This window comes from [Actinomadura] parvosata subsp. kistnae (assembly GCF_900323885.1).
Lineage (GTDB): Bacteria > Actinomycetota > Actinomycetes > Streptosporangiales > Streptosporangiaceae > Nonomuraea > Nonomuraea composti.
This window is the reverse complement of sequence record NZ_OOHJ01000013.1, coordinates 1-23,529: the sequence shown is the minus strand read 5'-3', so window position 1 is coordinate 23,529 and position 23,529 is coordinate 1. Positions and strand designations below refer to the sequence as shown.

Here is a 23,529-nt window from a genome sequence, read left to right as displayed (position 1 = left end):
CCCTTCCCTCGGCCCCGCCCATGCGGACAAAGTGGGCGGATGAGCCCTCACATGACACCTGAGGAGTTCCGCCGCCACGGCAAGCAGGTCGTCGACTGGATCGCGGACTACCTCGCCGGCATCGAGTCCCACCCCGTGTTGTCCCAGGTCAAGCCGGGCGAGATCCGGCAGGCCCTGCCGGCCTCGCCACCCGAGCGCGGGGAGCCGTTCGAGAGCGTGCTGTCGGATCTGGGGCGCATCCTGCTGCCCGGCATCACGCACTGGCAGCATCCGAGCTTCTTCGCCTACTTCCCCTCCAACGCCAGCGGCCCGGCCATCCTGGGCGACCTGCTGTCCAGCGGGCTGGGCGTACAGGGGATGCTGTGGGTGACCAGCCCCGCGTGCACGGAGCTGGAGACGGTGGTGGTCGACTGGCTGGCCGAGCTGATCGGGCTGCCGGAGCGCTTCCGCACGGACGCGGCGGGCGGCGGCGTCATCCAGGACTCCGCGTCGAGCGCGTGCCTGGTCGCGCTGCTGGCGGCGCTGCACCGGGCGAGCGGCGGCCGGGTCGCGGCCGAGGGGATCGACCGGCGCTACACGGTGTACGTGACGTCGCAGACGCACTCGTCCCTGGAGAAGGCGGCCCGGATCGCCGGGCTGGGCGCGGCCGGCGTGCGGGTGGTGGACGTGGATCCGCGCACGCTGGCCATGGACCCGTCGCACCTGCGCCGGCTACTGGCCGAGGACGTGGCCGCGGGCGCCGTCCCCGCGATGGTGTGCGCCACCGTCGGCACCACCTCCACCACCGCCGTCGACCCGGTGCCCGCCATCGGGCAGGCGTGCCGGGAGCACGGCGTCTGGCTGCACGTGGACGCCGCCTACGCCGGGGTCGCGGCGATCTGCCCCGAGCTGCGGTGGCTGAACGACGGCGTGGCCGAGTACGCGGACTCGTACGCGACCAACCCGCACAAGTGGCTGCTGACCAACTTCGACTGCGGCGTGTTGTGGACCGCCGACCGGGCCCCGCTCGTGGGCGCGCTGTCGATCCTGCCCGAGTACCTGAGGAACGCCGCCACCTCCTCCGGCTCGGTCGTCGACTACCGGGACTGGCAGGTGCCGCTGGGCCGCCGGTTCAGGGCGCTGAAGCTGTGGTCGGTGATCCGCTGGTACGGCGCCGAAGGGCTGCGGGAGCACATCCGCAAGGGCGTCGCGCTGGCGGCCGAGCTGGCCGGGTGGGTCGGCGCGGACCCGGGCTTCGAGCTGCACGAGCAGCACCCGCTCGGCCTGGTGTGCTTCCGCCCGTTGTGGCCCGGCCTGGACGCGGCCGCAGCGGACCGGGCCACGCTGCGGCTGATGGAGCTGCTGAACACGAGCGGGTCGATGTACCTGACGCACACGAAGATCGCCGACCGGGTGGTGCTGCGGCTGGCCGTCGGCGCGGCGGCGACCGAGCGGCGGCACGTGGAGCAGGCGTGGGCGCAGATCCGCTGGGAACGCGAGGCCCTGGCCGCCACCCTCCCCTGACGGCTAGTGCCCGTAGCGTTCGACCAGCTCGGCGCCGATCCTGGCCAGCTCCGCGCGTACCTCGTCGGGCTCCTCGACCTCCACGCGCGCGCCCCACCCGGCGAGCTGCTCGGCGATCGTCAGCGCCATCGGCGCGGCCACGCGCGCCCGCACCCGCCCGTCCGCCGCCTCCCCCAGGCTCTCGCAGTGGCGGCCGAAGTGGTCGCGCAGGATGGGCAGCAGCCGGGCGGGGATGAGCACGGTCGCGGAGACGGTGGAGCGGCGCCGTTCCATCTCCTCGACGACGCCCGCCCAGGCCCGCGACAGCTCGAACCCGTCCGGCCGCTCGAACTCCTCCTCGGTCACCTCGGCCGCGGCGATCCGGTCCACGCGGAACGTGCGCTGCCCGCGCTCGGTGCCCGCCAGCAGGTACCAGATGTCGTCCTTGTCCACGAGCCCCCAGGGGTCGACCAGGCGTTCGGTGCGTTCGCGGTCGCGGCGGCCCTCGTACACGAGCCTGACCCGGCGGCGGCGCACGGTGGCGCGCTGCAGGACGCGCACCAGCTCGGGCCGCTCCTTGTCCGGCTCGCCCCAGCGGGCGGGGTCGACGACCACCGCGCCGGCGGCGGCCTCGGCCTCGTCCCTGAACGTCTGGGGCAGCGCCCGCAGCAGCTTGCGCAGCGCGGACCTGAGCTCGGGCGCGTCCGGCGCGGACGGGCCGGCGAGCAGGAAGAGCGCCTGGGCCTCGTGCGCGGTGAGCCCCGTCAGGTCGGTACGGGCGCCGCCCAGCAGCGACCAGCCGCCGCCCCGGCCCGGCTGCGGGTAGACGGGGATGCCCGCGGCGGACAGCGCTTCGAGGTCGCGCCGCGCGGTGGCCACCGACACCTCCAGCCTCTCGGCCAGCTCGGCGGCGGTCACCCGGCCGCGCGCCTGCATGAGCAGCAGCGCGGCCACCAGTCGATCGGCTCGCATGACCGCCATTCTCCGCGCGGAAGTGCTCATCCGATGAGCACTTACGGCATGGACTCAGTCGTTCTCGCCCTCCACGCGCCGCCCGAACGCCGACAACCCCTGCTCGTGGTGCTCGACCAGCCCCATCCGGCGGTAGAAGGCGTGGTTGGCTGGCCCGTCGGGGGTGGACTCGTGATCGGTCGTCAGCAAGAAGTAGCGACAGTGCGCGTAGCGCTCCATGAGCTGCTCCAGCAGCCGCCGCCCGATGCCCTGCCCCTGGAACTCCTTGTCGACCAGCAGCTCCTGAACGTAGCAGACGACCTCGTCGTCGGACACCGTGCGCGCCAGGCCGACCAGCCGCCCGTCGTCGGTCCTGGCCGCGAGCACGAGGTGCGAGTTCGCCAGCGCCCGGCACACCTTGGCGATGTCGCGGGTCCAGACGGTCCAGCCGACGGAGTCGTACAGGTGGAAGATTTCTGCCTCGTCGAACGAGGTCTCCGCTGTGATGATCACCACGCGGACGACTCTAAGGGGTGGAGCTATGGGGATTCGAACCCCAGACCTCCTCCATGCCATGGAGGCGCGCTACCAACTGCGCTATAGCCCCTTGCGATCAACAAGTGTAACGGAGTTCCGCACCGCTCGTGTCACGCCGCGGGTTCGTGGTACGTCTTAGGTTTTATGCCGACATTTGAGGATCATCGAAGCCTGCTGGTCGCCGTCGCCTACCGGATCCTGGGCAGCGTGGCCGACGCCGAGGACGTGGTGCAGGAGGCGTGGCTGCGCTGGTCCGGGGTGGACGAGTCGGCCGTGGAGGATCCGAAGGCGTACCTGATCACGGTGACGACGCGGCTGGCGATCGACCGGCTGCGGTCGGCGAAGTCGCGGCGCGAGTCGTACGTGGGGCCGTGGCTGCCGGAGCCGATCAGCACCGCGCCGGACGTGGCCGAGCACGCCGAGCTGGCCGACTCCGTGGAGATGGCGATGCTGGTGGTGCTGGAGACGTTGTCGCCGCTGGAGCGGGCGGTGTTCGTGCTGCGGGAGGCGTTCGACCTGCCGTTCGCGGAGATCGCGGAGACCATCGGGCGCACCGAGGCGGCCACCCGGCAGCTCGCGCGGCGGGCCAGGGAGCACGTGCGGGACAAGCGGCCACGCTTCGACGTGGACCAGGGCGAGCGCCGGCGCATCACCGAGCGGTTCCTGGGCGCCTCCACCGGCGGCGACCTCGACGCGCTGATCGAGCTCTTCTCCGACCAGGTGACGATCGTCAGCGACGGCGGCGGCAAGGCCAGGGCGGCGCTGCGGGTCATCACCGGCGCCGAGAACGTCGGGCGTTACCTCCAGTCGATCCGCACGCCGGCGAACATCGCGAAGTTCATGGTCTCGATCGGCATGGCGGAGGTCGAGGGCATGTCGTTCGCGCTGGCCACGCTGAACAACGCGCCCGCCATCGTGATCTCGGCGGGCGGCAGGGTGGTCAGCGTCCTGTCACTGCTGATCAGCGACGGGAAGATCGAGACCATCTACCTGATGGCCAACCCGGACAAGATCGGCCATCTGCAGCCCGCCTGAGCCTCAGCCGCCGCACTCCGTGTGCATGGTGAGCGTGGCGTCGTCGAGCGTCAGCGTCACCCGGACGCCGGCCAGGTCGCCCGTGCGGCTCACGTGCGTGCCGCCGCACGGGATGGCGGCCTCGCCCTCCGGCAGCGAGCAGTGCCACGTGCGGCGGGCCGTCAGCTCGGGGCCGGGCACCTCCACCCGGACGGGCGCGTCGGCGGCCACCCAGGCGGCCAGCCGGTCGTTGACCTCCAGCGCGACCTTCTCCGGGTCGAGGCCGTCGGCGGTGAAGCCCTTCTTGCGCAGCGACTTGCCGAGGCGGTAGACGTCCACGCTGCCGTGCGGGGTGATGCGCGAGGAGGTGATGGCGGCCTGGTCGAAGTCGGGGCGGCCGAGCGAGTCGGGCCGGATCTCCTTGCGCCAGTGGCCGGCCAGGGCGGCGTTGAGCGCGAGCGCGGCCAGGTGGCAGGCGGTGTGACCGGCGGACAGCGCCGCGCGGTAGGCGGCGTCCACCTCCAGGTCCACCTCGGCCCCCACCGGCAGCGGGGTGTCGGTCACGTGGACGACCAGCCAGCCCCAGCCCTCGTCGCCGCGGCGGACCGGGATGCCGGCCCCGAGCAGGATCTCGCCCTCCGGCGAGCGGGCGCCGGTCACGCAGTCGGCGACCGGCAGGCCGCCGATCGTGCCGCGGTCGGCGGGCTGGTCGGGCCAGGTGTGGTCGAGGGGGTGGAACGGGGTCTCGGAGACGACGAGGCCGTGCCGCTCCCCCACCGGCACGGCCTCGACGATCGTGGAGCGGCCGCGGGTGCGGCCGCCGGGGAAGGTGACGAGGGTGGAGTTCACCCCGCCATTCTCTCGTCCTCCAGGTAGCGCTCGCGGCCGGCGTACAGGCCGGTCAGGAGCTGGGCGACGAGCACCACGAAGATCAGCGTGTACGGCACCGCCCATCCGCCGGTGGCCTCGCGCAGCACGCCGACCAGCAGCGGGCCCGCGCCCGAGATGAGGTAGCCGGCGCTCTGCCCGAAGGCGGACAGCGCGGCCGTGGTCTCCGGCGTGCGGGTGCGCAGCGCCAGCATCATCAGCGCCAGCGGGAACGAGCCCATCCCGACCGCGATGAACACGACCCAGACCATCGCCGTCGAGGGGGGCGCGAACCACAGCCCGAGGAACCCGATCACGTAGAAGACGACGAGCCCGACGACGGTGGGCCGCTGGTCGCGGAAGCGGGAGGCGATCATCGGCACCGCGATGGAGACGGGGATGTTCAGCGCGGTGAACACGCCGAGGATCAGCCCGGCCTCCGAGGTGCTGTAGCCGCTGTCGGTGAGGATGGTGGCGAGCCAGCCGAACATGATGTACGCGATCATCGACTGGGTGCCGAAGTAGATCGCGATCATCCAGGCCAGCTTGCTCTTCAGCAGGCCGCGCAGGCCCGCGTCCCGGCTGCCCGTGTCCCGCTCCGGCTCACTGCGCAGCAGCGCAAGCCACGGAATGGCGGCGACAGCGGCCAGGGCCGCCCACACGCCGAGCGCGATGTGCCAGTTCCCCGACGCGCGCTCGATCGGCACGGTCGCGGCGGCGGCCAGCATGGTGCCGGCGGCCAGGGCCGTGGTGTAGACGGTGGTCATGATCCCGGTACGGGCCGGGAAGTGGCGCTTGATCAGCGTCGGGATCAGCACGTTGCCGACGGCGCCGCCGGACAGCGCGACCGCGCTGCTCAGCAGGAACACGGGGGCGGAGCCGACCAGCGACCGGACCAGCAGGCCGGCGCCCAGCGTGACGAGGGCGAGCAGCAGCAGCCGGTGCTCCCCGATCCGCCTGGCCAGCGTCGGGGTGATCGCGCCGACGCTGGCGAAGGCCAGCACGGGCAGGGTGGTCAGCAGCCCCGTGCCGACGCTCGACATGCCGAGGCCGGCGGCGAGCTGGTCGAGCAGGGGGCCGACGCTGGTGACGCCGGTGCGCAGGTTGAGTGCGGCGAGGACGATTCCCAGCACGAGGAGCCAGGCCAATGGGGTGGTTCTGCCTCGGGACTCTTGGGCGAGCACGCTCATGAAGGGAAGGTCCTCCATTCATCAAATCATGGGACGAATGCCACCTTAACAGGACCGAAATAGGTATTTATTCCTGGCGGTACAAGGTCAGAGCATGACAAAACCCCCGGAGCCGGGCTCCGGGGGTCTCGCAGACGGGTCCCGCCAGTCGGCGGACGGGGCTCGTCGGTGCAGGTCAGAGGACGGGGCGGGGCGGTTGCCCCGGACCCCCTGGCGTGCCGGGCGTTCCAGGAGTGCCCGGAGGCACCGGCCCGGGAGGCGGCAGCGTGCCGCCCGGCGTCGCGCCGCCGCCACCGGCCGGCGGGTAGTCGCCCCCCACCGTGCCCGGAGGCACGTTCCCGGCGCTGTCGCCGTAGGTGGAGCCGTGCTCGTGCTCGCGCTGGTGCGGCCCCGGCACGTCGCCCCGCCAGCCGCCGGTCTCGCCGCCGCGCGACTCGACGAACGTCTTGAAGCGCTTGACGTCACCGGTCACGCGCATGCGTACGAGCTGCAGCCAGTCGCCCGCCGTCTCGAGGAAGCCCTCGGGGTCGTACTCCATCTGGAGCGTCACCCGGGTCGTGTCGTCGTCGATCCGGTGGAAGGTCACCACGCCGGACTGGTGCGGCCTGTCCAGCGTGCGCCAGGCGATGCGCTCGTCGGGATGCTGCTCGGTGATCTCCGCCTCGAACTCGCGCCTGACGCCGGCGATCTCCGCGACCCAGGCCGTCCGCGTGTCACTGAGCTGCTTGACCGACTCCACGCCTTCCATGAACTCGGGGAAGCTCTCGAACTGCGTCCATTGGTTGTAGGCCACCCGGATGGGGACCCTGACGTCTTCGGAATGTTCGATCGTGCTCATGGGGTCTGCCACTGCCCCGGCAGGCCGGACGTTAACGCCTGCGGCGCAGCCAGAACAGGCCCACGAGCGGCAGCACGAGGGGGATGAACAGGTAACCCTTGCCGTAGACGGACCACACGGTCTCGTCGGGGAAGGCGGCCTGGTCGAGCAGGCTGAGCGTGCCGACGACCAGCACGCCGGCCAGCTCGATGCCGAGCGCCACCAGCGCGAGGCGGCGCGCGCCGCGCCAGAGCGCGACCGTGAGCAGGATGTAGACCGCCGCCGCGAACGCCGACAGCGCGTACGCCAGCGGCGCCTCACCGAACCTGGTGGCGATCTGCACGGCCGCCCGCGACCCCGCGGCCAGCGAGAACAATCCGTAGACCGCGATCAGGGCCCGGCCGGGCCCGGTGCCGATGGAGGTGGTCACGCCACGCCCTGCCAGATCTGCAGGAGCCTGGCCGTCATCACCGCGATCGCGAACCCGGCCACGGTCAGGATCGCCGGGCCCCACCTGCTCCGCTCGGCCAGCGCCAGGAACACGCCGGCGGGCGGGATCAGCACCTCGCCGCCGACGTAGCCGAACAGCGTGACCTTGTCGTCAGGCCCCGCGCCCCCTGCCACCCCCGCGATCACGAACCCCGCCTGCACCAGCACGGCCACCTCCAGCAGGGCGAACCCCACCAGCAGCACCATGCCCATCGGCCGGTCGCGGATCGCGACGATCAGGCTCATCAGCATCAGCAGCAGCGAGCCGGAGATGACGATCGTGGAGACGGTGGTGTTCATCGGGGGTAAGGCTATCGCCCGGGAGCGCCGCCCCCGAGAGAGCCCTCCATCCCGTCCAGCACCCAGTTGAGGCCGCGCTCGAAGGTGTCGCCGGCGCCCTGCACGCCCTGCTCGATCATCGGCGCCAGCCGGGGGAACGCGCCGCCCTCGATCAGCTCCTTGATGTACGGCTCCGCCAGCGCGGCCCGCTCCGTGTCGTCGAACCCCTGCTCCCTGGGCACCCGGCGCTCCAGGGCCTCCCTGACCACGAACCCGGTCATGTAGTCGTTGAACACCGCCAGGAACCGCCAGGCCGTCAGCCGGTCGATGCCGAGCCCGTCGAAGGCGGCCAGCTTCTGCTCGACGTGCCGCAGCGCGTTGGGCCCGACGGGCACCCGCTGGCCGACCAGGTCGACCCGCCACGGGTGCCGCCGCACCAGCTCGCGCTCGCGCCGGGCGAGCAGCAGCAGCGCCTCGCGCCAGTCGGCGGGCAGCGGCTCCTCGACCACCGCCTCGGCGGCGATCTCGTCGGCCATCAGCGCGAGCAGGTCCTCCTTGCGCTCGATGTAGGAGTACAGCGTCATCGCGCGGGCGCCCAGCTCGGTGGCCACCCGCCGGATCGAGACCGCGTCGAGCCCTTCGGCGTCGGCCACGGCGATGGCCGCGGCCACGATCGCCTCCCGGCTGAGCACGGGGCGGCGGGGCGGCTGAGGTCTCGACCAGATCGACGTCACGCCGCCCATTTTAGACAGCGTACGAAAGTGTTACGGTGTACGACATGCGATACGCCGTACGAAACTCCTCCTGGACCACCGGCCTCGTCGTCCTGCTCGGCGTCGTCATGACGATGCTCGACACCACGATCGTCAACGTCGCGCTCGGCACCCTGGCCCGCGACTTCCACACCTCGCTCGCCGGCATCCAGTGGGCGGCCACCGGATACCTGCTCGCCATGTCCATGACGGTGCCGGTCACCGGCTGGGCCGTCGGCCGGTTCGGCGTCAGGAACGTCTGGCTCGTCTCGCTCGTGCTGTTCGTCGCCGGCTCCGCGCTCTGCGCCGCCGCCTGGTCGCTGGGCAGCCTGGTCGTCTTCCGCGTCGTCCAGGGGCTGGGCGGCGGCCTGCTCCAGCCCGTTGGGCAGATGATGCTGGCCCAGGCGGCGGGCAAGGAGCGGATGGGCCGGGCGATGAGCCTGATCTCGGTGCCCGCCATGCTGGTGCCCGTGCTCGGGCCGCCCCTCGGCGGCCTGATCGTGCAGGGCCCGGGATGGCGGTGGCTGTTCCTGGTCAACGTGCCCGTCTGCGCCGTGGCCCTGCTCGCCGCGCTCCTCCTGCTGCCCCGCGAGGCCGGTGCGGGGCGGAGCGAGCGGCTGGACGTGCTCGGCCTGGCCCTGCTCTCCCCCGGCCTGGTCGCCGTGGTCTACGGGTTGTCCGAGGTCGGCGACGGGGCCTCGCTCCTGCACCCCGCGCTGTGGATCGGCGTGGCCCTGATCGCCGCCTTCGCCGTCCGGGCGCTGCGCGGCACGTCGCTGGTGGACCTGCGGCTGTTCGGCGACCGCACGTTCGCCGCCGCGGTGCTCGCCCTGGCCTGCTACTCGGCCGCGATGCTCGGCTTCACCGTGCTCGTCCCGCTCTACAGCCAGCTCGCCGCGGGCGGCTCCGCGCTGGACGCCGGGCTGCTGCTCGCGCCGATGGGCGTCGGCGCGGCCATCACGATGCCGCTGGCCGGCAAGCTCACCGACAGCAGGGGGCCGCGCGGCGTCGGAGCGGCGGGCGTGCTGCTGGTGGCGGCCAGCATCGCCGCGTTCACGCTGGCGGGCGGGGGGTTCGTGCCGATGTTCACGCTCGGGCTCGGCCACGGGCTCGTCGCCACCTCCGTGATGGCGGCGGCGTACAAGACGCTGGCGCCCGCCGCCATCCCGGCGGCGACCACGCTGAGCACGATCACGCTGCGCGTCGCCGCGCCGTTCGGGGTCGCGCTCATGGCCGTGCTGCTGCAGGTGTTCACCAGGGCGGGCGCGGCGCACCCGTTCGCCAGCACGTTCTGGGTGGCGGTCGCGCTGGCCGCCGTCACGCTGCTGCCGATCGCGCTCATAGGATCGGGTACGTGGAGAAGATCCTCGTCAGCGCCTGCCTGATGGGCCGCAAGGTGCGCTACGACGGCGGCGCGAAGACCAGCTCCGACGCGTGGCTCGCCGGGTGGCGCGAGGAGGGGCGGCTGGTGCCGTTCTGCCCCGAGGTGTCGGGCGGGCTGCCCGTGCCGAGACCCGCCGCCGAGATCGAGGGCGGCGCGGGCGGAGCGGCCGTCCTGGCCGGCGCCGCCCGCGTGCTGGCGAGCGACGGGTCCGACGTGACCGCCGAGTTCCTGGCCGGCGCGCGGCAGGCGCTGGCCGTGGCGCGCACGCACGGCATCCGCGTCGCGGTGCTCAAGGAGGGCAGCCCCTCGTGCGGCGCGCTCGCCGTCTACGACGGCACCTTCCAGGGGCACAAGGTGCCGGGTCAGGGCGTCACCACGGCGCTGCTGGAGCGGAGCGGCATCCGGGTCTTCAACGAGGAGCAGGTGCCCGAGGCCGCCGGCTACCTGCGCACCCTGGAGGCGTAGAAGGCGCCGCTCAGCCCGGCCGCCAGCATGATCGCCATGATGCTGTGATACCAGGTGAGCAGCGTGTTCCCGTCCTCCGGGCCGAAGGCCAGCGCGAAGATCCCGAGCAGCACGCCGCCCAGCGCCGCCGCGTGCGTGTAGAGCAGGCCGTCCCAGGCCCACGGCCGCCGGGCCAGCGCGCCGTACCCGCCGCCGACCAGCACCAAGCAGCACAGCGTCTCCACGATCGCGGCCGGCACGATCACCGGCTGCCACAACGGCCCCAGCCCGACGCCGGCGTGCAGCAGCGCGAACGTGACGAAGACCAGCGCGTACAGCAGCGACAGCGCGCCCAGCGACCTCCGGAGTGCGTCCATGACTCCACGCTGCCACGCGGCCGGGCGGGCGGAATCGGCTCTGAGTAGTCGCCTCGCCTACGCCTGGAGGCGTAGGCGGCCTCTAGTACTCCCAGGTGTCGGTACGCCGCTCGTGGCCGATGCAGAACACGCCCGTGCCGTGCCCGTCCCTGGCCAGGTCCACCCGGATCCAGCCGTCGGCGCGGGCGATCGTGGCGGTGTAGCCGCCCGCCGGGGTGGCCGAGATCAGGCGGCAGCCCTCGGGGCCGAGCGTGAACGCCACCTCGCCGCCCTTCACCTTCATCACCTTGAGCGACGGGGTTGGGGCGGGCGTCTTGGATCTCACCGGCGGCTTCGTCGCGGGTGTCCTCGCCGGGGTCGGCTTCGGCGTGGCCGGCGGTTTCGTCCGCGCGCCGGCCGCGATCGTCTGCGCCAGGAACGGCTCCACGTCCACGTCGTCCACGAACTCCTCGCGCAGCACCCCGCGCACGCCGAACCACGAGACCGACACCGCGACCACGGTGGCGCCGCACCAGATCGCCGCGTATCTCAGGGCTCGCCGCATGAGAGGCATTATGTACGGTGGGGCCCCATGGCGACGGTCCTCGTAGTCGAAGACGACGAATTCGTCAGATCGGCGATCATCCACGAGCTGGGCCGGCGGCAGCACGCCGTCCGCAGCGCCGGCTGCGCCCTCGACGCGCTCAGGGAGATCGCGCAGTCCCCTCCCGACGCCGTCATCCTCGACCTCGGCCTGCCCGACCTCGACGGCTCCGAGGCGCTGCGCATGGTGCGCGGCGTCTCCGACGTGCCGGTCATCGTGGCCACCGCCCGCGACGACGAGGCCGAGATCGTCCGGCTGCTGCGCGCCGGCGCCGACGACTACCTGGTCAAGCCGTTCTCCGGCGACCACCTGAGCGCCCGCCTGGACGCGGTGCTGCGCCGCGCCAGGTCCGCGCCCGCGCCCCGCACGATCGCGGTCGGCGGCCTGGTCGTGGACGTGGACCGGCGGGAGGCCGCGCTCGACGGCGGTCCGCTCGCGCTGACCAGGCGCGAGTTCGACCTGCTCGCCTACCTCGCCGCCCGCGCCGACCGGGTGGTGACCCGCAAGGAACTGCTGGCCGAGGTGTGGCGGCTGGCCTACGGCGACGACCAGACGATCGACGTGCACCTGTCGTGGCTGCGCCGCAAGCTCGGCGAGAGCGCCGCCCGGCCCCGGTACCTGCACACCGTACGCGGCGTCGGGTTCATGTTGTCGGCGCCCCGGTGAGAGGCCGCCGATGAGGAGGACCCTCGCGGCGCTGATGGTCGCCGTCACCTCCATGGTCGCGCTGGCCTTCCTGGTGCCGCTGGCGCTGATCGTCAGGGAGACCGCGCAGAGCAGGGCCGTCGCGGGCGCCGAGCGGCAGGCGTCGGCGCTGGTGCCGGTGCTGGCCCTGACGACCAGGAGCGACGACCTCGGGCACGCGATGGCGCGGACCGAGGCGGGGCGGCGCGGCCTGCTGGCCGTGCACGTCCAGGGCGGCGCCACGGTCGGCACGCCGCGCGCCCCCGCCGCGCAGGTCGCCGGGGCCGCCGCCCGCACCAGGGCGAGCACGGTCGAGCTGGACGGCGGGTACGTGCTGCTGCGCCCCGTCGCGCTGGACGGCGACCGGGGCGCGGTGATCGAGGTGTTCGTGCCCGCCGACGACCTCAACCGGGGCGTGCTCACCTCGTGGGCGGTGCTGACGGGCGTGGCCGTGGTGCTCGTGCTCGGCTCGGTGCTGGTCGGCGACCGGCTCGGGGCCCGCGTCGTACGAGCGGCGCGCCGCCTCGGCACGGCCGCCGGCGCGCTGGGCTCCGGCGACCTCAGCGAGCGCATCCACCCCGACGGGCCGCCCGAGCTGAAGGCGGCGGCCAACGCGTTCAACACCATGGCCAACCGGGTCACGCAGCTCCTCGCGGCCGAGCGGGAGCTGGCCGCCGACCTCTCGCACCGGCTGCGCACGCCGCTGACCGCGCTCAAGCTCAGCCTCGACCAGCTCGGCCCGGAGGCGGAGCCGAGCCGGCAGGCGCTGGCCCGGCTCGAAACCGAGGTCACCACGGTCATCTCGGCGGCCCGCCGCCCCTCCCGGACGGCCCGGTCGTGCGACGCTGCGGAGGTGCTGCGTGAGCGGCTGGCCTTCTGGTCGGCGCTGGCCGAGGACCAGGGGCGGCCGTGGCGGCTCGTCGGGGCCACGCTGCCGGTGCGGGCGCCCGTACCGGCGGGGGAGCTGACGGCGGTGGTGGACGCGCTGCTCGGGAACGTGTTCCGGCACACGCCCGAGGGGACGGCGTTCAGCGTCACGCTGCACGAGGGCCGCGACGTGGTCGGCATCCTGGTGGCCGACGCGGGGCCCGGCATCCCCGACCCGGAGGCGGCGCTGGAGCGGGGTGCCAGCGGCAGCGGGTCCACCGGGCTGGGGCTGGACATCGCGCGGCGGCTGGCGGAGTCGACCGGCGGGTCGTTGCGGCTGGACCGCTCGTCGTTGGGCGGGGCCCAGGTGCAGGTCTGGCTGCGTTCCGAAAAGCCGACCGCGCCGCGCGGCGGCGACGCCCGCGCCGCGCTCTGAAGACGTCCGCGCCGCGCTCTGAAGAGCTGTCTAAGCCAGCCTTAAAGGACACTTAAGCCCCATATTTCGGCTTTTCTGGTGCTCCAAGGTGTTCTGCATGCAGATCAACCGCAAGGCGCTCGTCGCCACCACCCTGGCCGCCCCCACGCTGCTCGTGCTCGCCGTCGCCCCCGGCACCGCCTCCGCCCACGGCACCATGAGCAATCCGCCCAGCCGCACGATGGTCTGCTACGGCGAGGGCCCGGAGAGCCCCAGATCGGCCGCGTGCAAGCAGGCCGTCGCGATCGGCGGCACCCAGCCCCTGTACGACTGGAACGAGGTCAACATCGCCGACGCCGCCGGCCGCCACCGCCAGATCATCCCCGACGGGAAGCTGTGCAGCGCCGGCCGCGACAAGTACCGGGGCTTCGACCAGGCCCGCGCCGACTGGCCGGCGACCACGATGACCGCGGGCGCCACCCACACCTTCAAGTACCGGGCGACCGCCCCGCACAAGGGCTCCTTCGAGCTCTACCTCACCAAGGACGGCTACGACCCGGCCAGGCCGCTGAAGTGGTCGGACCTGGAGTCCACGCCGTTCCACACCGTCACGAACCCGGCCGTGACCGACGGCTTCTACACGATGACCGCCAAGCTCCCGTCCCGCCAGGGCCGCCACCTCATCTACGCGATCTGGCAGCGCAGCGACAGCCCGGAGGCGTTCTACTCCTGCTCGGACGTGGTCTTCGGGCAGAGCAACCCGTCACCCGCCCCCACCCCCACCGGCACACCGACCGCCACCCCGAAGCCCACCCCGGCTCCGACTCCGACGGGCGGCATCAACGCGGGCGTAGGCGTCTCCCCCGCCACGGGCGCGCGCGTGAAGGTGACGGCCGTGTGCGGCGCCTCCCGGGTGCGCGACATCACCTCCGCCGCCTTCAGCCCCGCCCGGAACCGCCCCGCCACGCCCGCCGCCACCTGGTCCCCGACCCTGAAGCCGGCCAGGCCCGGCACGTACGCCGTGACCGTGCGCTGCGAGAACGGCGACGTCGCCAGGACCACGCTCACCGCCGGCTGATCGGGAAATCTCGCCTGCCCGTTTCCTGGAAACTTTCCCCGCCGCCCGCGAGTCGTACCGGTGGGACGCGCTGGAAGACGGGGGATCGCTGGGGAGCGATGTTCCGTAGCGCGCCAAGGGGGCCCGATTTTCATCGGATACGGGGAAGGGACACGGCAATGCCTGTCGACCTGAACAACGAACGACCCCTGGCCTGGGACTCGGCCACGCTCGACGCGGACACCGTGGCGATGCTCGACAACCTCCAGCCGAACATCCTGCGGGCTCACGTCCGTGAGCACCTATCCGTGCTGTTCGTCCGGTTCAACGACGTGGCCGCGGGCAGGGCGTTCCTGCGCTGGGTCGCGACGACGAAGATGAAGTCGGCACGCGAGCACCTGCGGGAGGTACGGGACTTCGCGGCCGGCCGCCGCCGCGGAACCCCGTACGTGGGGCTCGGCATCAGCAAGGCCGGCTACCGCGACCTCGGCCACTCGGTGCAGGACGTGCGCAAGTTCGGCGACCCGGTCTTCCGCGACGGCATGAAGCGGCGGATCGCCGAGGTGAACGACCCGCCCGTGGAGGCGTGGGAGCGCGTCTACCAGCGCGAGATCCACGCGGTGATCCTCATCGGCGACGCCGAGGCGGAGCCGGTGGCGCGGCTGCGCAAGGAGATCCTGGGCCGGCTGCCGGAAAGCGCCCGGCTGCTCGGCGAGGAGCGCGGGCAGGGCATGCGCAACCCGGCCGGCGACGGCATCGAGCACTTCGGCTACGTGGACGGCCGCAGCCAGCCGCTGTTCCTGGCCGACGAGGTCGACAGGGAGCCGAAGGAGCACTGGGACCCGGCGTTCCCGCTGAGCAACGTCCTGGTGCCGGACCCGTTCGCGCCGGATCCGTCCCGCCACCACGGCAGCTACCTGGTGTTCAGGAAGCTGGAGCAGAACGTGCGGGCGTTCAAGGAGATCGAGCGGGACCTCGCCGACGCGCTGGGCCTGAGCGGAGTCGACCGGGAGCGGGCGGGCGCCATGCTCGTCGGCCGGTTCAAGGACGGCACGCCCCTGACGCTCAAGCCCAAGCCGGGCGGCGGCACCGTGGTCAACGACTTCACCTTCGACGGCGACGACGGCTCGAAGTGCCCGTTCTCCGGGCACGTCAGGAAGACGAACCCGCGCTCGTTCGGACGTAACGTGATCATGGCCAGGCGCGGCCAGACCTACGGCGAGCGCACCGACGACCCGTGGGACGACTCGCCGCCGGAGCACCGGCCGAGCGGCGAGGTCGGGCTGCTGTTCATGGCGTTCAACGGCAGCCTGCTCGACCAGTTCGAGTTCACCCAGCAGAGCTGGGCCGACAATCCGGACTTCGAGGTCGAGGGCACCGGTCACGACCCCGTCATCGGGCAGGGCAACCGCGACATCAAGGTGACCTACCCCAAGGTGTGGGGCAAGCCGGACAAGTCCGCTCCTCAGGCCCAGGTAGCGCAGACCGTCACCATGAAGGGCGGCGAGTACTTCTTCGCCCCGTCCCTGGCCTACCTGCGCAACCTGTAGCACCGCCCGACGCCCGCGCGGCCGGGGCGGCGCTCCCCCGGCCGTGCGGGCATGGGCAGAAGGATGTACACCGGTTTCGATCCGCCGGAGGAGGCGGCCACCTGGCCTTACTCGCGATGATGTCCGGCATGACCATCGCGCTGCTGCTCACTCTGGCGGGCCTGGCGGTGCTCGACAGCACGAGCTTCGGCACCCTCGGCATCCCCGTCTACCTCATGCTCAGTCTCGACCGCTCCCGCAACGCGCGGCTGCTGATCTACCTCGCCACCGTGACGGTCTTCTACTTCCTGGTGGGCGTGGCGCTGATGCTCGGGCTGTCCACCGCGATGAACGCCTTCGGCGACGTGCTCGACAGCACGGCCGCCTACGTCGTACAGCTTGCCCTCGGCGTCGCGCTGTTCGCGCTGAGCTGGCGCTTCGACCCCAAATGGCGGGCCAAGCGGGGCCTGCCCGAGCGCACCTTCGAGCCCCGCGCCGGCGGGCCGCGCACGATGGTGCTGGTGGGGCTGACCGCCGGGGTGCTCGAAGTGGCCACGATGGTGCCGTACCTGGCCGCGATCGGCATGATGACCACCTCGGAGCTCGCGGCGGCCCAGTGGGTGCCGCTGCTGGCCGCCTACGTGCTGATCATGATCCTGCCGACGCTGGCGCTCATGAGCCTGCGCGCGGTCGCGGGCGCCTGGCTGGAGCCGAAGCTGGAGCGATTGCGGGCGTGGCTGGCCAAGCACTCGTCGTCGATGCTGAGCTGGGGCCTGGCGATCGTCGGGTTCCTGCTGGCCAGGGACGCGGCCGCCTACCTGTTCTTCTCGCCCTCCCCCTGACAGGGCGCGGTCACGGGACGCCTCTAGGATCAGATCTCCGGGGGGAGATCCGATATGTTGCGCGCGTTCCTGCGTACCGAGGCCGGCAGCACCAGCGTGCTGCTCGTCGCCACCGCGCTGGCCCTGCTCTGGGCGAACTCGCCGTGGGGCGGCACCTACGAGGCGTTCTGGCACACCTCGATGGGCATCTCCTTCGGCGGCGCCGAGTTCTCCCTCGACCTGCGCCACTGGGTCAACGACGGCCTCATGACCGTCTTCTTCTTCCTCATCGGCCTGGAGGTCTCCTACGAGGTGCGGCTCGGGCAGCTCCGCGACCGGCGCCTCATCGCCGTGCCCGCCGTCGCCGCGTTCGGCGGCATGCTCGTGCCCGCCGGCGTCTACCTGCTGCTCAACTACGGCGGCCCCGGCGCCGGCGGCTGGGGCGTGCCGATCGCCACCGACACCGCCTTCGTGCTGGGCCTGCTCGCCGTGGTCGGAGCGCGCTGCCCCGACCCGCTGCGCGCGTTCCTGCTGACGCTGGCCATCGTCGACGACGTCCTCGCGATCATCATCATCGCGATCTTCTACACCGACGAGCTGTCCGTGACCGCCCTCATCACCGCCGCGGTGCTGCTGGCCGCCATCATGACGCTGCGGTGGCTGAAGATCTGGCGGGCGCCGGCGTACATCGTGCTGGGGTTCGCGCTGTGGGTGGCCACGCTGGAGAGCGGCATCCACCCCACGCTGATCGGCATCGCGCTCGGGGTCCTCGTCTTCGTGTACGCGCCCACCGACCACAAGCTGCTGCTCGCCGGGGAGGCCGTCCAGGAGTTCACCAGCGAGCCCAGCGCCCGCGCCGCCCGCGAGGCCGCGCTGCGCGTCCAGCGGGCCGTCTCCGTCAACGAGCGCCTGCAGCTGCGGCTGCACCCGTGGAGCAGCTACGTCATCGTGCCCGTCTTCGCCCTGGCCAACGCCGGCGTCCAGCTCGACGGCGAGACCCTGCGCGCCGCCGTCACCTCGCCCGTCGCCATCGGCGTGGCACTGGGGCTGCTGCTCGGCAAGTTCGCCGGGATCTCGCTCGGCACCTGGCTGCCGCTGCGCCTCGGCTGGGGCGTCCTGCCCGGCAACCTCGTGTGGGGGCAGCTCCTGGGCGGGGCCGCCGTGTCGGGCATCGGGTTCACCGTCGCGCTGTTCATCGTGGACCTCGCGTTCGCCGGCTCCGACCTGCACGCCCCAGCCAAGATCGGCATCCTCGCGGGCTCGCTGCTGTCCGCCGGCATGGGCTGGCTGATCTTCCGCCTCGCGTGGGACCGCGGCGGCGTCTGCGCCCCGCCCGAGGCCGAGCCCGCCGAGGACCTGCCCACCACGCTCGCCGTCCCCGTCGGCCCCGGCGACCACGTGCGCGGCCCCGCCGACGCGCGCGTCACCCTCGTCGAGTACGGCGACTTCGAATGCCCCTACTGCGGCCGCCTCCACCCCATCCTCGAAGAGGTCCTCAGGAAGAACCCCGACGTGCGGCTCGTCTTCCGCCACTTCCCGCTGCGCACCCTGCACCCGCGCGCCAACGCCGCCGCCATCGTCGCCGAGGCCGCCGCCGACCGCGGCAGGTTCTGGGAGATGCACGACATCCTGTACGACAACCAGCGCTTCCTCACCGACGCCGACCTCGAGCACTACGCCGCCGAGCTGGACGTCGACCCCTGGTCGGACGTCTCCCGCCACGCCGCCCGCATCGCCGTCGACGAGACCTCCGGCCGCGACAGCGGCGTGCGCGGCACCCCGACCCTCTTCGTGAACGGCGTGCGCTACGAAGGCGGCCACGATCTCGATTCGATCACGCGCGCGGTGGAAGAAAGCCGGGAGTCCGCGTAACGTCGTCAAGTCGCTCAACGACCCCCTTGGAGCTGATTGATGCTTTCCACCGTCTTCAACGCCTTCAACCTGATCCTGACGCTCATCGTGCTGCTGGGCGGTGTCGCGCTCATGGCGGTGCGCAGGAAGGAGCACGAGCGCGCGTCCGTGGTGGGCATGGCGGGCTGCATCGTGCTGCTGGTGGGCGGCGTGGTCAGCATCGTCTTCTCCTTCCTCACGCCCAGCCTGGTCGACTCGATGGGGTACGGCGGCTACCAGACGCTCGCCTTCATCCTCGGCGCGATCTCCATGCTCATGCAGGCGATCGGGACCGGGCTGCTGATCGCGGCGGTCGTCATGCCCAGGAAGCCGCAGCCCCAGCAGGGGGCGCCGGGGGCGTGGCAGCAGGGCTGGCAGCCCCAGGGCCAGCCCGAATGGCAGCCTGGGCCCCAGCCGGGCCAGCCGGGCCAGCCGGGCTGGCAGCCTGGGCCGCAGCAGCAGCCGCCCGGCTGGCAGACGCCCCCGCAGCCCCCCTTCGGCCCCGGCCAGAGCTGAACCCGTCCCATCATGAGTGGCGCAGGTACTCCTCCCAGGTGATCTTCGCGGGCCGAGCCTCCGTGGTGAGCAGTCCGGCGCGGGCGGCGCGGCCCATCCCGCCGGGCAGCCGCAGGCGCAGCACCGGCCGCCGCAACCCCCGGGCCCGCAGCCAGCTCGTCGCGGCGTCGGCCATCGTCAGCGACTCGGGCCCGCCGTACTCCTCCACCTCACCGCCGGGTCCCCGCCCGGCCAGCGCGACGAGATGCCCGGCCAGGTCCCGCACGTCCACCGGCTGCACCAGCACACCGGGGTCGGCGACGACCACGCCCACCCCGGCCATGCCCTTGAGCGCCAGCTCCACGAACTCGTGGAACTGCGTGGCCCGGACGATCGTCCACGGCACACCGCCGCCCCGGACAAGCCCCTCCGCTTGCAGCTTGGTCCGGAAATATCCCCACGGCACCCGATCAACCCCCACGATCGAGACGTAGATCAGATGCCGCACCCCCGCCTCCCGAGCCGCCGCGAGCAGCGCCGACGTGCCGTCGAGCTCCACCCGCCGGGTGTACCGGCCCTTGTAGGGCGCGGAGGCGAGATGCACGATCACCTCAGCCCCCGCCACGGCCTGCGCCACCCCCGCGCCGGTGGTGAGGTCCGCGACCATCCACCGCACGCCGCCGCCGGCCGACCGTGCCGTCCGGCTGGTGGCGCGCACCTCGTACCCCGCCTCGACCAGCTTCTCCAGGACGACACGGCCGAGGCGCCCGCTGCCACCCGTCACAAGTACTGCTGTCATGACACCTGGACGGGGTAGCACGCCCAAGTGTGACAATGTTGACGTACCCGACCCAGCGCAGCGCGCCCGAGGGGACCATGACGCCAGAGCAGCCCGGCCCGCAGCAGCCCGACCCCAACCAGACGATCCGGCACCGCCACCCCCATCCCGGGCAGCCGGACGACCAGGGGCCTCCCGACGCGCCCAGCACGCGCCGCCTCCCCTACACCCCCGACATGCTCCCCGACGTGCCCCTCTACGAGACCAAGCCGCCGAGATCGGGCTGGTGGTGGGTGATCGTGGTGGGCGGCCTGGTGCTGCTCCTCGCCGCCGTGGCGGTGGCCGCGATCCTTTGGGTACGCTCCGCCACCGCCGACTCCGGCACGGGAGCGCTGCGGCCGGCGGCGGTCACCCTCGCCTGAGATCCGCCGACACGGGCGCCGGGGCGCTGCCGCCATCGACGGTCACGCCCGGCTGAGATCCATCGTCCAGTTCGTCTCCCAGGTGCGGCCGCCGTCGTCCGAGAACGCCTGCTCCCAGCGGGCGGCATCGGCGCCGGCGACCGTCCAGACGAACCGGCAGCGCACCCGCCGCCCCTCGTGGCTCTCTTCGCCGTAGAAGACACCCCTGCCCCCCTCGAACGCGCCCACCATGGGCGAGGTGTCCAGCACACCCCTGGCGCTGCTGGCCCAGTAGATGGACCATTGCCGGGTCCGCGGCTCGTACACCCGCAACGTCAGTCCGCTGAACCCCTTCGTCGGGAACTCGATCTCGTCGAAGCTGGCCGCCCCGCCGAAGTGCCGGGTGGCGACGGACCTGCCGGGGAACTCGTCCCAGACGTCGCTGCCGGACAGGGGGCTGATGAGGCGCCGGTTGGCCACGTTCCAATGACCAGCGAGGAAGTCGAAGTCGTTCATGTCGGGAAACGTACGGCAGGGTCACTGACAGGTAGTGTCAGGGAATATGCGCGCCTCCCGCCTGGTCTCCATCCTGCTGCTCCTCCAGACGCGCGGCCGCATGACCGCGCAGGAGCTGGCCGAGCGGCTGGAGGTGTCCGTACGCACGATCTACCGCGACGTCGAGTCCCTGCACTCCGCCGGCATCCCCCTGTACGGCGACGCGGGCCCCAAGGGCGGCTACCGGCTCCTCGACGGCTACCGCACCCGCCTCACCGGCCTGACGGCGGACGAGGCGGAGTCCCTCTTCCTGGCCGGCCTGCCCGGCCCGGCGGCCGAGCTCGGGCTCGGCACGGTGGTGGCGGCGGCACAGCTCAAGCTGATGGCCGCCCTCCCCGTCGAGCTACGCGACCGCGCCGGCCGCATCCAGGAACGCTTGCTGCTCGACGCCCCCACCTGGTACCGCGACCCCGACCCGACGACCTACCTGCCCGCCGTGGCCGACGCCGTCTGGAACGAGCGGCGCATCCAGATCAGGTACCGGCGATGGAAGGAGCCGCAGGAGGTGGTGCGGCGGCTGGAGCCGTACGGGCTGGTCGTCAAGGCCGGCCGCTGGTACCTCGTGGCCCGCCCGGCGAACGACCAGGACCCCGCGCCCCAGGACGCAGCCCCCGGATCCGAGACCATCCCCACGCCCACCAGCCCCAGCCCCAGCCCCAGCCCCAGCCCCAGCCCCAGCCCCGAGATCGTCCCCGCCCCCATCCACGCCGTCACGTCAGATGAGACCCCCACTTTCCAGGGCCGCTCACCCCACCACCAGGACATCCGCACCTACCGCGTCTCGCAGATCCTCGACCTCCAGCCCCTCCCAGAAGGCTTCACCCGCCCTGACGGTTTCGACCTGGCCGCGTACTGGGCGGACCATCTGGCCGCGTTCGAGGCGAGGCTGCGATGGGGCGAGGCCGTGGTGCGGCTGTCACCGCGCGGCGTGGAGCGGCTGCCCGACCTCATGACGCCTGGAGTGGTGGCGGCGGCCAGGGAGAGCGCCCTGCCACCCGACGAGGAGGGCTGGACGCGCGTGACGGTCCCGATCGAGTCGATCGAGCACGCGGTCGGGGAGTTCCTGCGACTGGGAACGGACGCCGAGGTGCTGTCTCCTGCGGCGCTGCGTACCCGGCTGTCGGAGACCGTGAACGCCCTCGCCCAGCGTTACCGCACCCCCTGAAGGGGATATTTCACAACAAGACACCCCTCTGCCCCGAGGATGCGCGCGCGATGGACCTCCACGAGCGCCTGCTGATCCAGGTCAGCGTCAGGGACGTCTACGACGCGACGGCCCTGGCCGGACACCCCCGCTCCGGCCTGGTCTTCACCGGCCAGGCCGGCCACGACGCCATCCGCATGGTGCGCAGGGCAGGATACGACGGCCCGCTACTCGCCGACCGCCGCAGATACGCCGGCTCCGCCCGGGTGCGGGGCACGGCACGACTCTCGGCGGACTGGATCGCCGACCAGGTGGAAGCGGGCGCCACGGCCCCTCTAACCGATTCCGGATATATCAGCAAAGGCGACCACAAAGCCCTGAACTCCATCCTCGACCAATCCCTCCACTGGGAGGGCGCCATCGCGGTGCTCCCCGTACACGCGCGCTGGGTCACGAACGACCGCGCCACCCTGCTCCGCACGATCGCCGACTACGGATCACCGGTGGCACTGGTGATCGAGGACGGCCCCCCGCACCGCCCGCTCCCGTTCCCCCTGCTCTCGACCGGGATCGCCGCCCTGGGCGCGCTGGCGTACGGCGCGGACTGGGCCGCCATCGGCGTCCGCGAGGTCCTGCGCCACCTCTACCCGGAGCCGCACGAAACCCAGGGCGGCTGGCGCCGAGGCGGCGCCCGCAGCGCATTCGTCCCGGACCGGCTGGAATTCGTCCCGGTGGAACGCCTGGGAGACGGCACATGCGCCTGCTCCACCTGCCAGGGCCGCCCCCTCCGCCACCTCACCGAGTCCGATGAACTCCACGTGAACACCCACAACGCCAAGGTGCTACACGTCCTCCACAACCGCCTCTTACGTTCCACCCACCGAGAACACTGGTGGCACTCCCTGACAGCCACCACCACTTAGCCCTTGAACGAGCACTGACGCTCCCGGCAACGCCCCACACGCACCAACACAGCCCATAACGCCACAGACAAGCAACCCCACAAACCCCTCAGCACCGCTCACCACCCCCGCCCGCACGCCAGCCACCGCCTCAGCATCACCCCTCCCACTTCGGACTCCGCCACCCCTCCCACCTCGGGCACCGCCACCCATCCCCTCGGGCACCGCCACCCATCCCCTCGGACACCGCCACCCGTCCCCTCGGGCACCGCCAGCCATCCCCTCGGACACCGGCTCCCGCTGAGGCCCGCCCACCAACGCCGCCCGCCATCCTCTCGGGCAGCCGCCCCCTCACGGCCTCGGGCGCCGGCCTTGCACTCAGCCCTCCTCAGAAACCCCTGACGGCGGTGAGCCGCACCCGCATCGCGATGGGATAGTCCTGCTCGAAGTTCTCCAGCCCCCACCTCGCGATCCCATCCCGATATTTGCCGACATACCCAGGCACTCCCCCCGCCAGCAAATGCCCTTCGAGTATCTCCGCCTCCCCCTTGAAAACCACCACGTCCCCACCAGCCTCATCGGTGTTGAAGTGCAACGACACCTGCGGCCCGCGACGCAGATGGGCAAGACGCCGAGCGTTGGCCCGGTTGTAGATCAGCAGGCTGTCCCCACCCTCCCAGAGAAACCACACCGGATTGGGCTGCGGCGTCCCATCGGGCCCGATCGTGGTCAACCAGATGACCCGCTCCTCCGCCAGCCGCTCACGCACGCGCTCACCGAACGCGCTGTCGGGAATCACTCCGGCCATCACCCCTCCGATCGCTC

Annotated in this window: 27 protein-coding genes and 1 tRNA gene; 14 read left to right on the top strand and 14 right to left on the bottom strand. The window is 72.3% G+C overall.

Annotated elements, in window-relative coordinates; all coding sequences use genetic code 11:
* The first annotated feature begins 51 nt into the window (after positions 1–51).
* Positions 52–1,503, top strand: coding sequence for a pyridoxal-dependent decarboxylase (locus tag KIS93_RS13460; protein WP_080046195.1), 1,452 nt, complete (start codon positions 52–54; stop codon positions 1,501–1,503).
* A gap of 3 nt (positions 1,504–1,506) precedes the next feature.
* Here the strand turns inward: KIS93_RS13460 and KIS93_RS13455 are convergent, their stop codons facing one another.
* The 3 genes from KIS93_RS13455 to KIS93_RS13445 all read right to left on the bottom strand — a co-directional run bounded on the left by KIS93_RS13455 (position 1,507) and on the right by KIS93_RS13445 (position 3,040).
* Entirely contained in the window at positions 1,507–2,454 is a 948-nt protein-coding gene (locus tag KIS93_RS13455) for a helix-turn-helix transcriptional regulator (RefSeq protein ID WP_080047617.1), read from the bottom strand.
* Between the two features lie 54 nt (positions 2,455–2,508).
* A complete protein-coding gene (locus tag KIS93_RS13450; protein ID WP_222107467.1) occupies positions 2,509–2,949 on the bottom strand; it encodes a GNAT family N-acetyltransferase in 441 nt (146 codons plus the stop codon).
* Between the two features lie 18 nt (positions 2,950–2,967).
* Positions 2,968–3,040: transfer RNA gene (locus KIS93_RS13445), tRNA-Ala, on the bottom strand.
* A gap of 74 nt (positions 3,041–3,114) precedes the next feature.
* Here KIS93_RS13445 and KIS93_RS13440 point away from each other — a divergent pair.
* Positions 3,115–4,005, top strand: coding sequence for an RNA polymerase sigma-70 factor (locus KIS93_RS13440; protein WP_080046193.1), 891 nt, complete (start codon positions 3,115–3,117; stop codon positions 4,003–4,005).
* Between the two features lie 3 nt (positions 4,006–4,008).
* Here the strand turns inward: KIS93_RS13440 and KIS93_RS13435 are convergent, their stop codons facing one another.
* From KIS93_RS13435 to KIS93_RS13410, 6 genes are all read right to left on the bottom strand, one after another.
* Complete coding sequence (locus KIS93_RS13435; protein ID WP_080046192.1) at positions 4,009–4,833, bottom strand: alanyl-tRNA editing protein; 825 nt, start codon at positions 4,831–4,833, stop codon at positions 4,009–4,011.
* Entirely contained in the window at positions 4,830–6,059 is a 1,230-nt protein-coding gene (locus KIS93_RS13430) for a CynX/NimT family MFS transporter (RefSeq protein ID WP_230465889.1), read from the bottom strand. Before KIS93_RS13430 ends, KIS93_RS13435 begins: the two co-directional genes overlap by 4 nt.
* Before the next feature lie 157 nt (positions 6,060–6,216).
* Complete coding sequence (locus KIS93_RS13425; RefSeq protein WP_080046191.1) at positions 6,217–6,879, bottom strand: SRPBCC family protein; 663 nt, start codon at positions 6,877–6,879, stop codon at positions 6,217–6,219.
* 31 nt (positions 6,880–6,910) lie between these two features.
* Complete coding sequence (locus tag KIS93_RS13420) at positions 6,911–7,288, bottom strand: hypothetical protein (RefSeq protein ID WP_222107466.1); 378 nt, start codon at positions 7,286–7,288, stop codon at positions 6,911–6,913.
* The gene (locus KIS93_RS13415; RefSeq protein ID WP_080046190.1) at positions 7,285–7,647 is read right to left on the bottom strand and encodes a hypothetical protein; all 363 of its coding nucleotides are present in this window, start codon (positions 7,645–7,647) and stop codon (positions 7,285–7,287) included. The genes KIS93_RS13420 and KIS93_RS13415 overlap by 4 nt, the downstream gene beginning before the upstream one ends.
* 11 nt (positions 7,648–7,658) lie before the next feature.
* Positions 7,659–8,360, bottom strand: a complete 702-nt coding sequence (locus KIS93_RS13410; RefSeq protein WP_168018972.1) for a TetR/AcrR family transcriptional regulator C-terminal domain-containing protein — start codon at positions 8,358–8,360, stop codon at positions 7,659–7,661.
* 44 nt (positions 8,361–8,404) lie between these two features.
* Here KIS93_RS13410 and KIS93_RS13405 point away from each other — a divergent pair, with 44 nt between their 5' ends.
* Complete coding sequence (locus tag KIS93_RS13405) at positions 8,405–9,763, top strand: DHA2 family efflux MFS transporter permease subunit (RefSeq protein WP_155129373.1); 1,359 nt, start codon at positions 8,405–8,407, stop codon at positions 9,761–9,763.
* A complete protein-coding gene (locus KIS93_RS13400; protein WP_080046187.1) occupies positions 9,733–10,227 on the top strand; it encodes a 2-thiouracil desulfurase family protein in 495 nt (164 codons plus the stop codon). Before KIS93_RS13405 ends, KIS93_RS13400 begins: the two co-directional genes overlap by 31 nt.
* Here the strand turns inward: KIS93_RS13400 and KIS93_RS13395 are convergent.
* Both KIS93_RS13395 and KIS93_RS13390 read right to left on the bottom strand, forming a co-directional pair.
* Positions 10,203–10,583, bottom strand: coding sequence for a hypothetical protein (locus KIS93_RS13395; RefSeq protein ID WP_080046186.1), 381 nt, complete (start codon positions 10,581–10,583; stop codon positions 10,203–10,205). The genes KIS93_RS13400 and KIS93_RS13395 overlap by 25 nt on opposite strands.
* 82 nt (positions 10,584–10,665) lie before the next feature.
* Positions 10,666–11,127, bottom strand: a complete 462-nt coding sequence (locus tag KIS93_RS13390) for a hypothetical protein (RefSeq protein ID WP_155129370.1) — start codon at positions 11,125–11,127, stop codon at positions 10,666–10,668.
* Positions 11,128–11,154: 27 nt separating this feature from the next.
* Between KIS93_RS13390 and KIS93_RS13385 the strand changes: the two genes are divergently transcribed.
* From KIS93_RS13385 to KIS93_RS13355, 7 genes are all read left to right on the top strand, one after another.
* Positions 11,155–11,832, top strand: a complete 678-nt coding sequence (locus KIS93_RS13385) for a response regulator transcription factor (RefSeq protein WP_080046184.1) — start codon at positions 11,155–11,157, stop codon at positions 11,830–11,832.
* A gap of 10 nt (positions 11,833–11,842) precedes the next feature.
* Positions 11,843–13,153, top strand: a complete 1,311-nt coding sequence (locus KIS93_RS13380; protein ID WP_080046183.1) for a HAMP domain-containing sensor histidine kinase — start codon at positions 11,843–11,845, stop codon at positions 13,151–13,153.
* A 97-nt stretch (positions 13,154–13,250) separates the two neighbouring features.
* On the top strand, positions 13,251–14,210 hold the full coding sequence (locus KIS93_RS13375; protein WP_080046182.1) for a lytic polysaccharide monooxygenase auxiliary activity family 9 protein: 960 nt from the start codon (positions 13,251–13,253) through the stop codon (positions 14,208–14,210).
* Positions 14,211–14,368: 158 nt separating this feature from the next.
* Positions 14,369–15,739: a Dyp-type peroxidase gene (locus KIS93_RS13370; protein ID WP_080046181.1), complete on the top strand. Its 1,371-nt coding sequence runs from the start codon at positions 14,369–14,371 to the stop codon at positions 15,737–15,739.
* A 128-nt stretch (positions 15,740–15,867) separates the two neighbouring features.
* Entirely contained in the window at positions 15,868–16,560 is a 693-nt protein-coding gene (locus tag KIS93_RS13365; protein WP_186404210.1) for a GAP family protein, read from the top strand.
* A 54-nt stretch (positions 16,561–16,614) separates the two neighbouring features.
* Positions 16,615–18,411: a Na+/H+ antiporter NhaA gene (gene nhaA, locus KIS93_RS13360; RefSeq protein ID WP_080046179.1), complete on the top strand. Its 1,797-nt coding sequence runs from the start codon at positions 16,615–16,617 to the stop codon at positions 18,409–18,411.
* 39 nt (positions 18,412–18,450) lie between these two features.
* On the top strand, positions 18,451–18,945 hold the full coding sequence (locus KIS93_RS13355) for a hypothetical protein (protein ID WP_080046178.1): 495 nt from the start codon (positions 18,451–18,453) through the stop codon (positions 18,943–18,945).
* Positions 18,946–18,955: 10 nt separating this feature from the next.
* On the opposite strand, the gene KIS93_RS13350 is transcribed toward KIS93_RS13355, so the two are convergent.
* Complete coding sequence (locus KIS93_RS13350) at positions 18,956–19,723, bottom strand: SDR family oxidoreductase (RefSeq protein WP_080046177.1); 768 nt, start codon at positions 19,721–19,723, stop codon at positions 18,956–18,958.
* A 77-nt stretch (positions 19,724–19,800) separates the two neighbouring features.
* Here KIS93_RS13350 and KIS93_RS13345 point away from each other — a divergent pair, with 77 nt between their 5' ends.
* Positions 19,801–20,124, top strand: a complete 324-nt coding sequence (locus KIS93_RS13345; protein WP_155129367.1) for a hypothetical protein — start codon at positions 19,801–19,803, stop codon at positions 20,122–20,124.
* A gap of 42 nt (positions 20,125–20,166) precedes the next feature.
* Here KIS93_RS13345 and KIS93_RS13340 read toward each other — a convergent pair whose 3' ends face one another.
* On the bottom strand, positions 20,167–20,619 hold the full coding sequence (locus KIS93_RS13340; protein ID WP_080046175.1) for a hypothetical protein: 453 nt from the start codon (positions 20,617–20,619) through the stop codon (positions 20,167–20,169).
* Positions 20,620–20,665: 46 nt separating this feature from the next.
* Here KIS93_RS13340 and KIS93_RS13335 point away from each other — a divergent pair, with 46 nt between their 5' ends.
* A complete protein-coding gene (locus tag KIS93_RS13335; RefSeq protein ID WP_080046174.1) occupies positions 20,666–21,823 on the top strand; it encodes a helix-turn-helix transcriptional regulator in 1,158 nt (385 codons plus the stop codon).
* Positions 21,824–21,873: 50 nt separating this feature from the next.
* Positions 21,874–22,725 carry a hypothetical protein gene (locus KIS93_RS13330; RefSeq protein WP_080046173.1) on the top strand — a complete coding sequence of 284 codons (852 nt, stop codon included), beginning with the start codon at positions 21,874–21,876 and terminating at the stop codon, positions 22,723–22,725.
* A 367-nt stretch (positions 22,726–23,092) separates the two neighbouring features.
* Here KIS93_RS13330 and KIS93_RS13325 read toward each other — a convergent pair.
* Positions 23,093–23,529: TIGR03667 family PPOX class F420-dependent oxidoreductase (locus KIS93_RS13325; RefSeq protein ID WP_222107465.1), on the bottom strand; the 437-nt coding region annotated here is incomplete at its 5' end.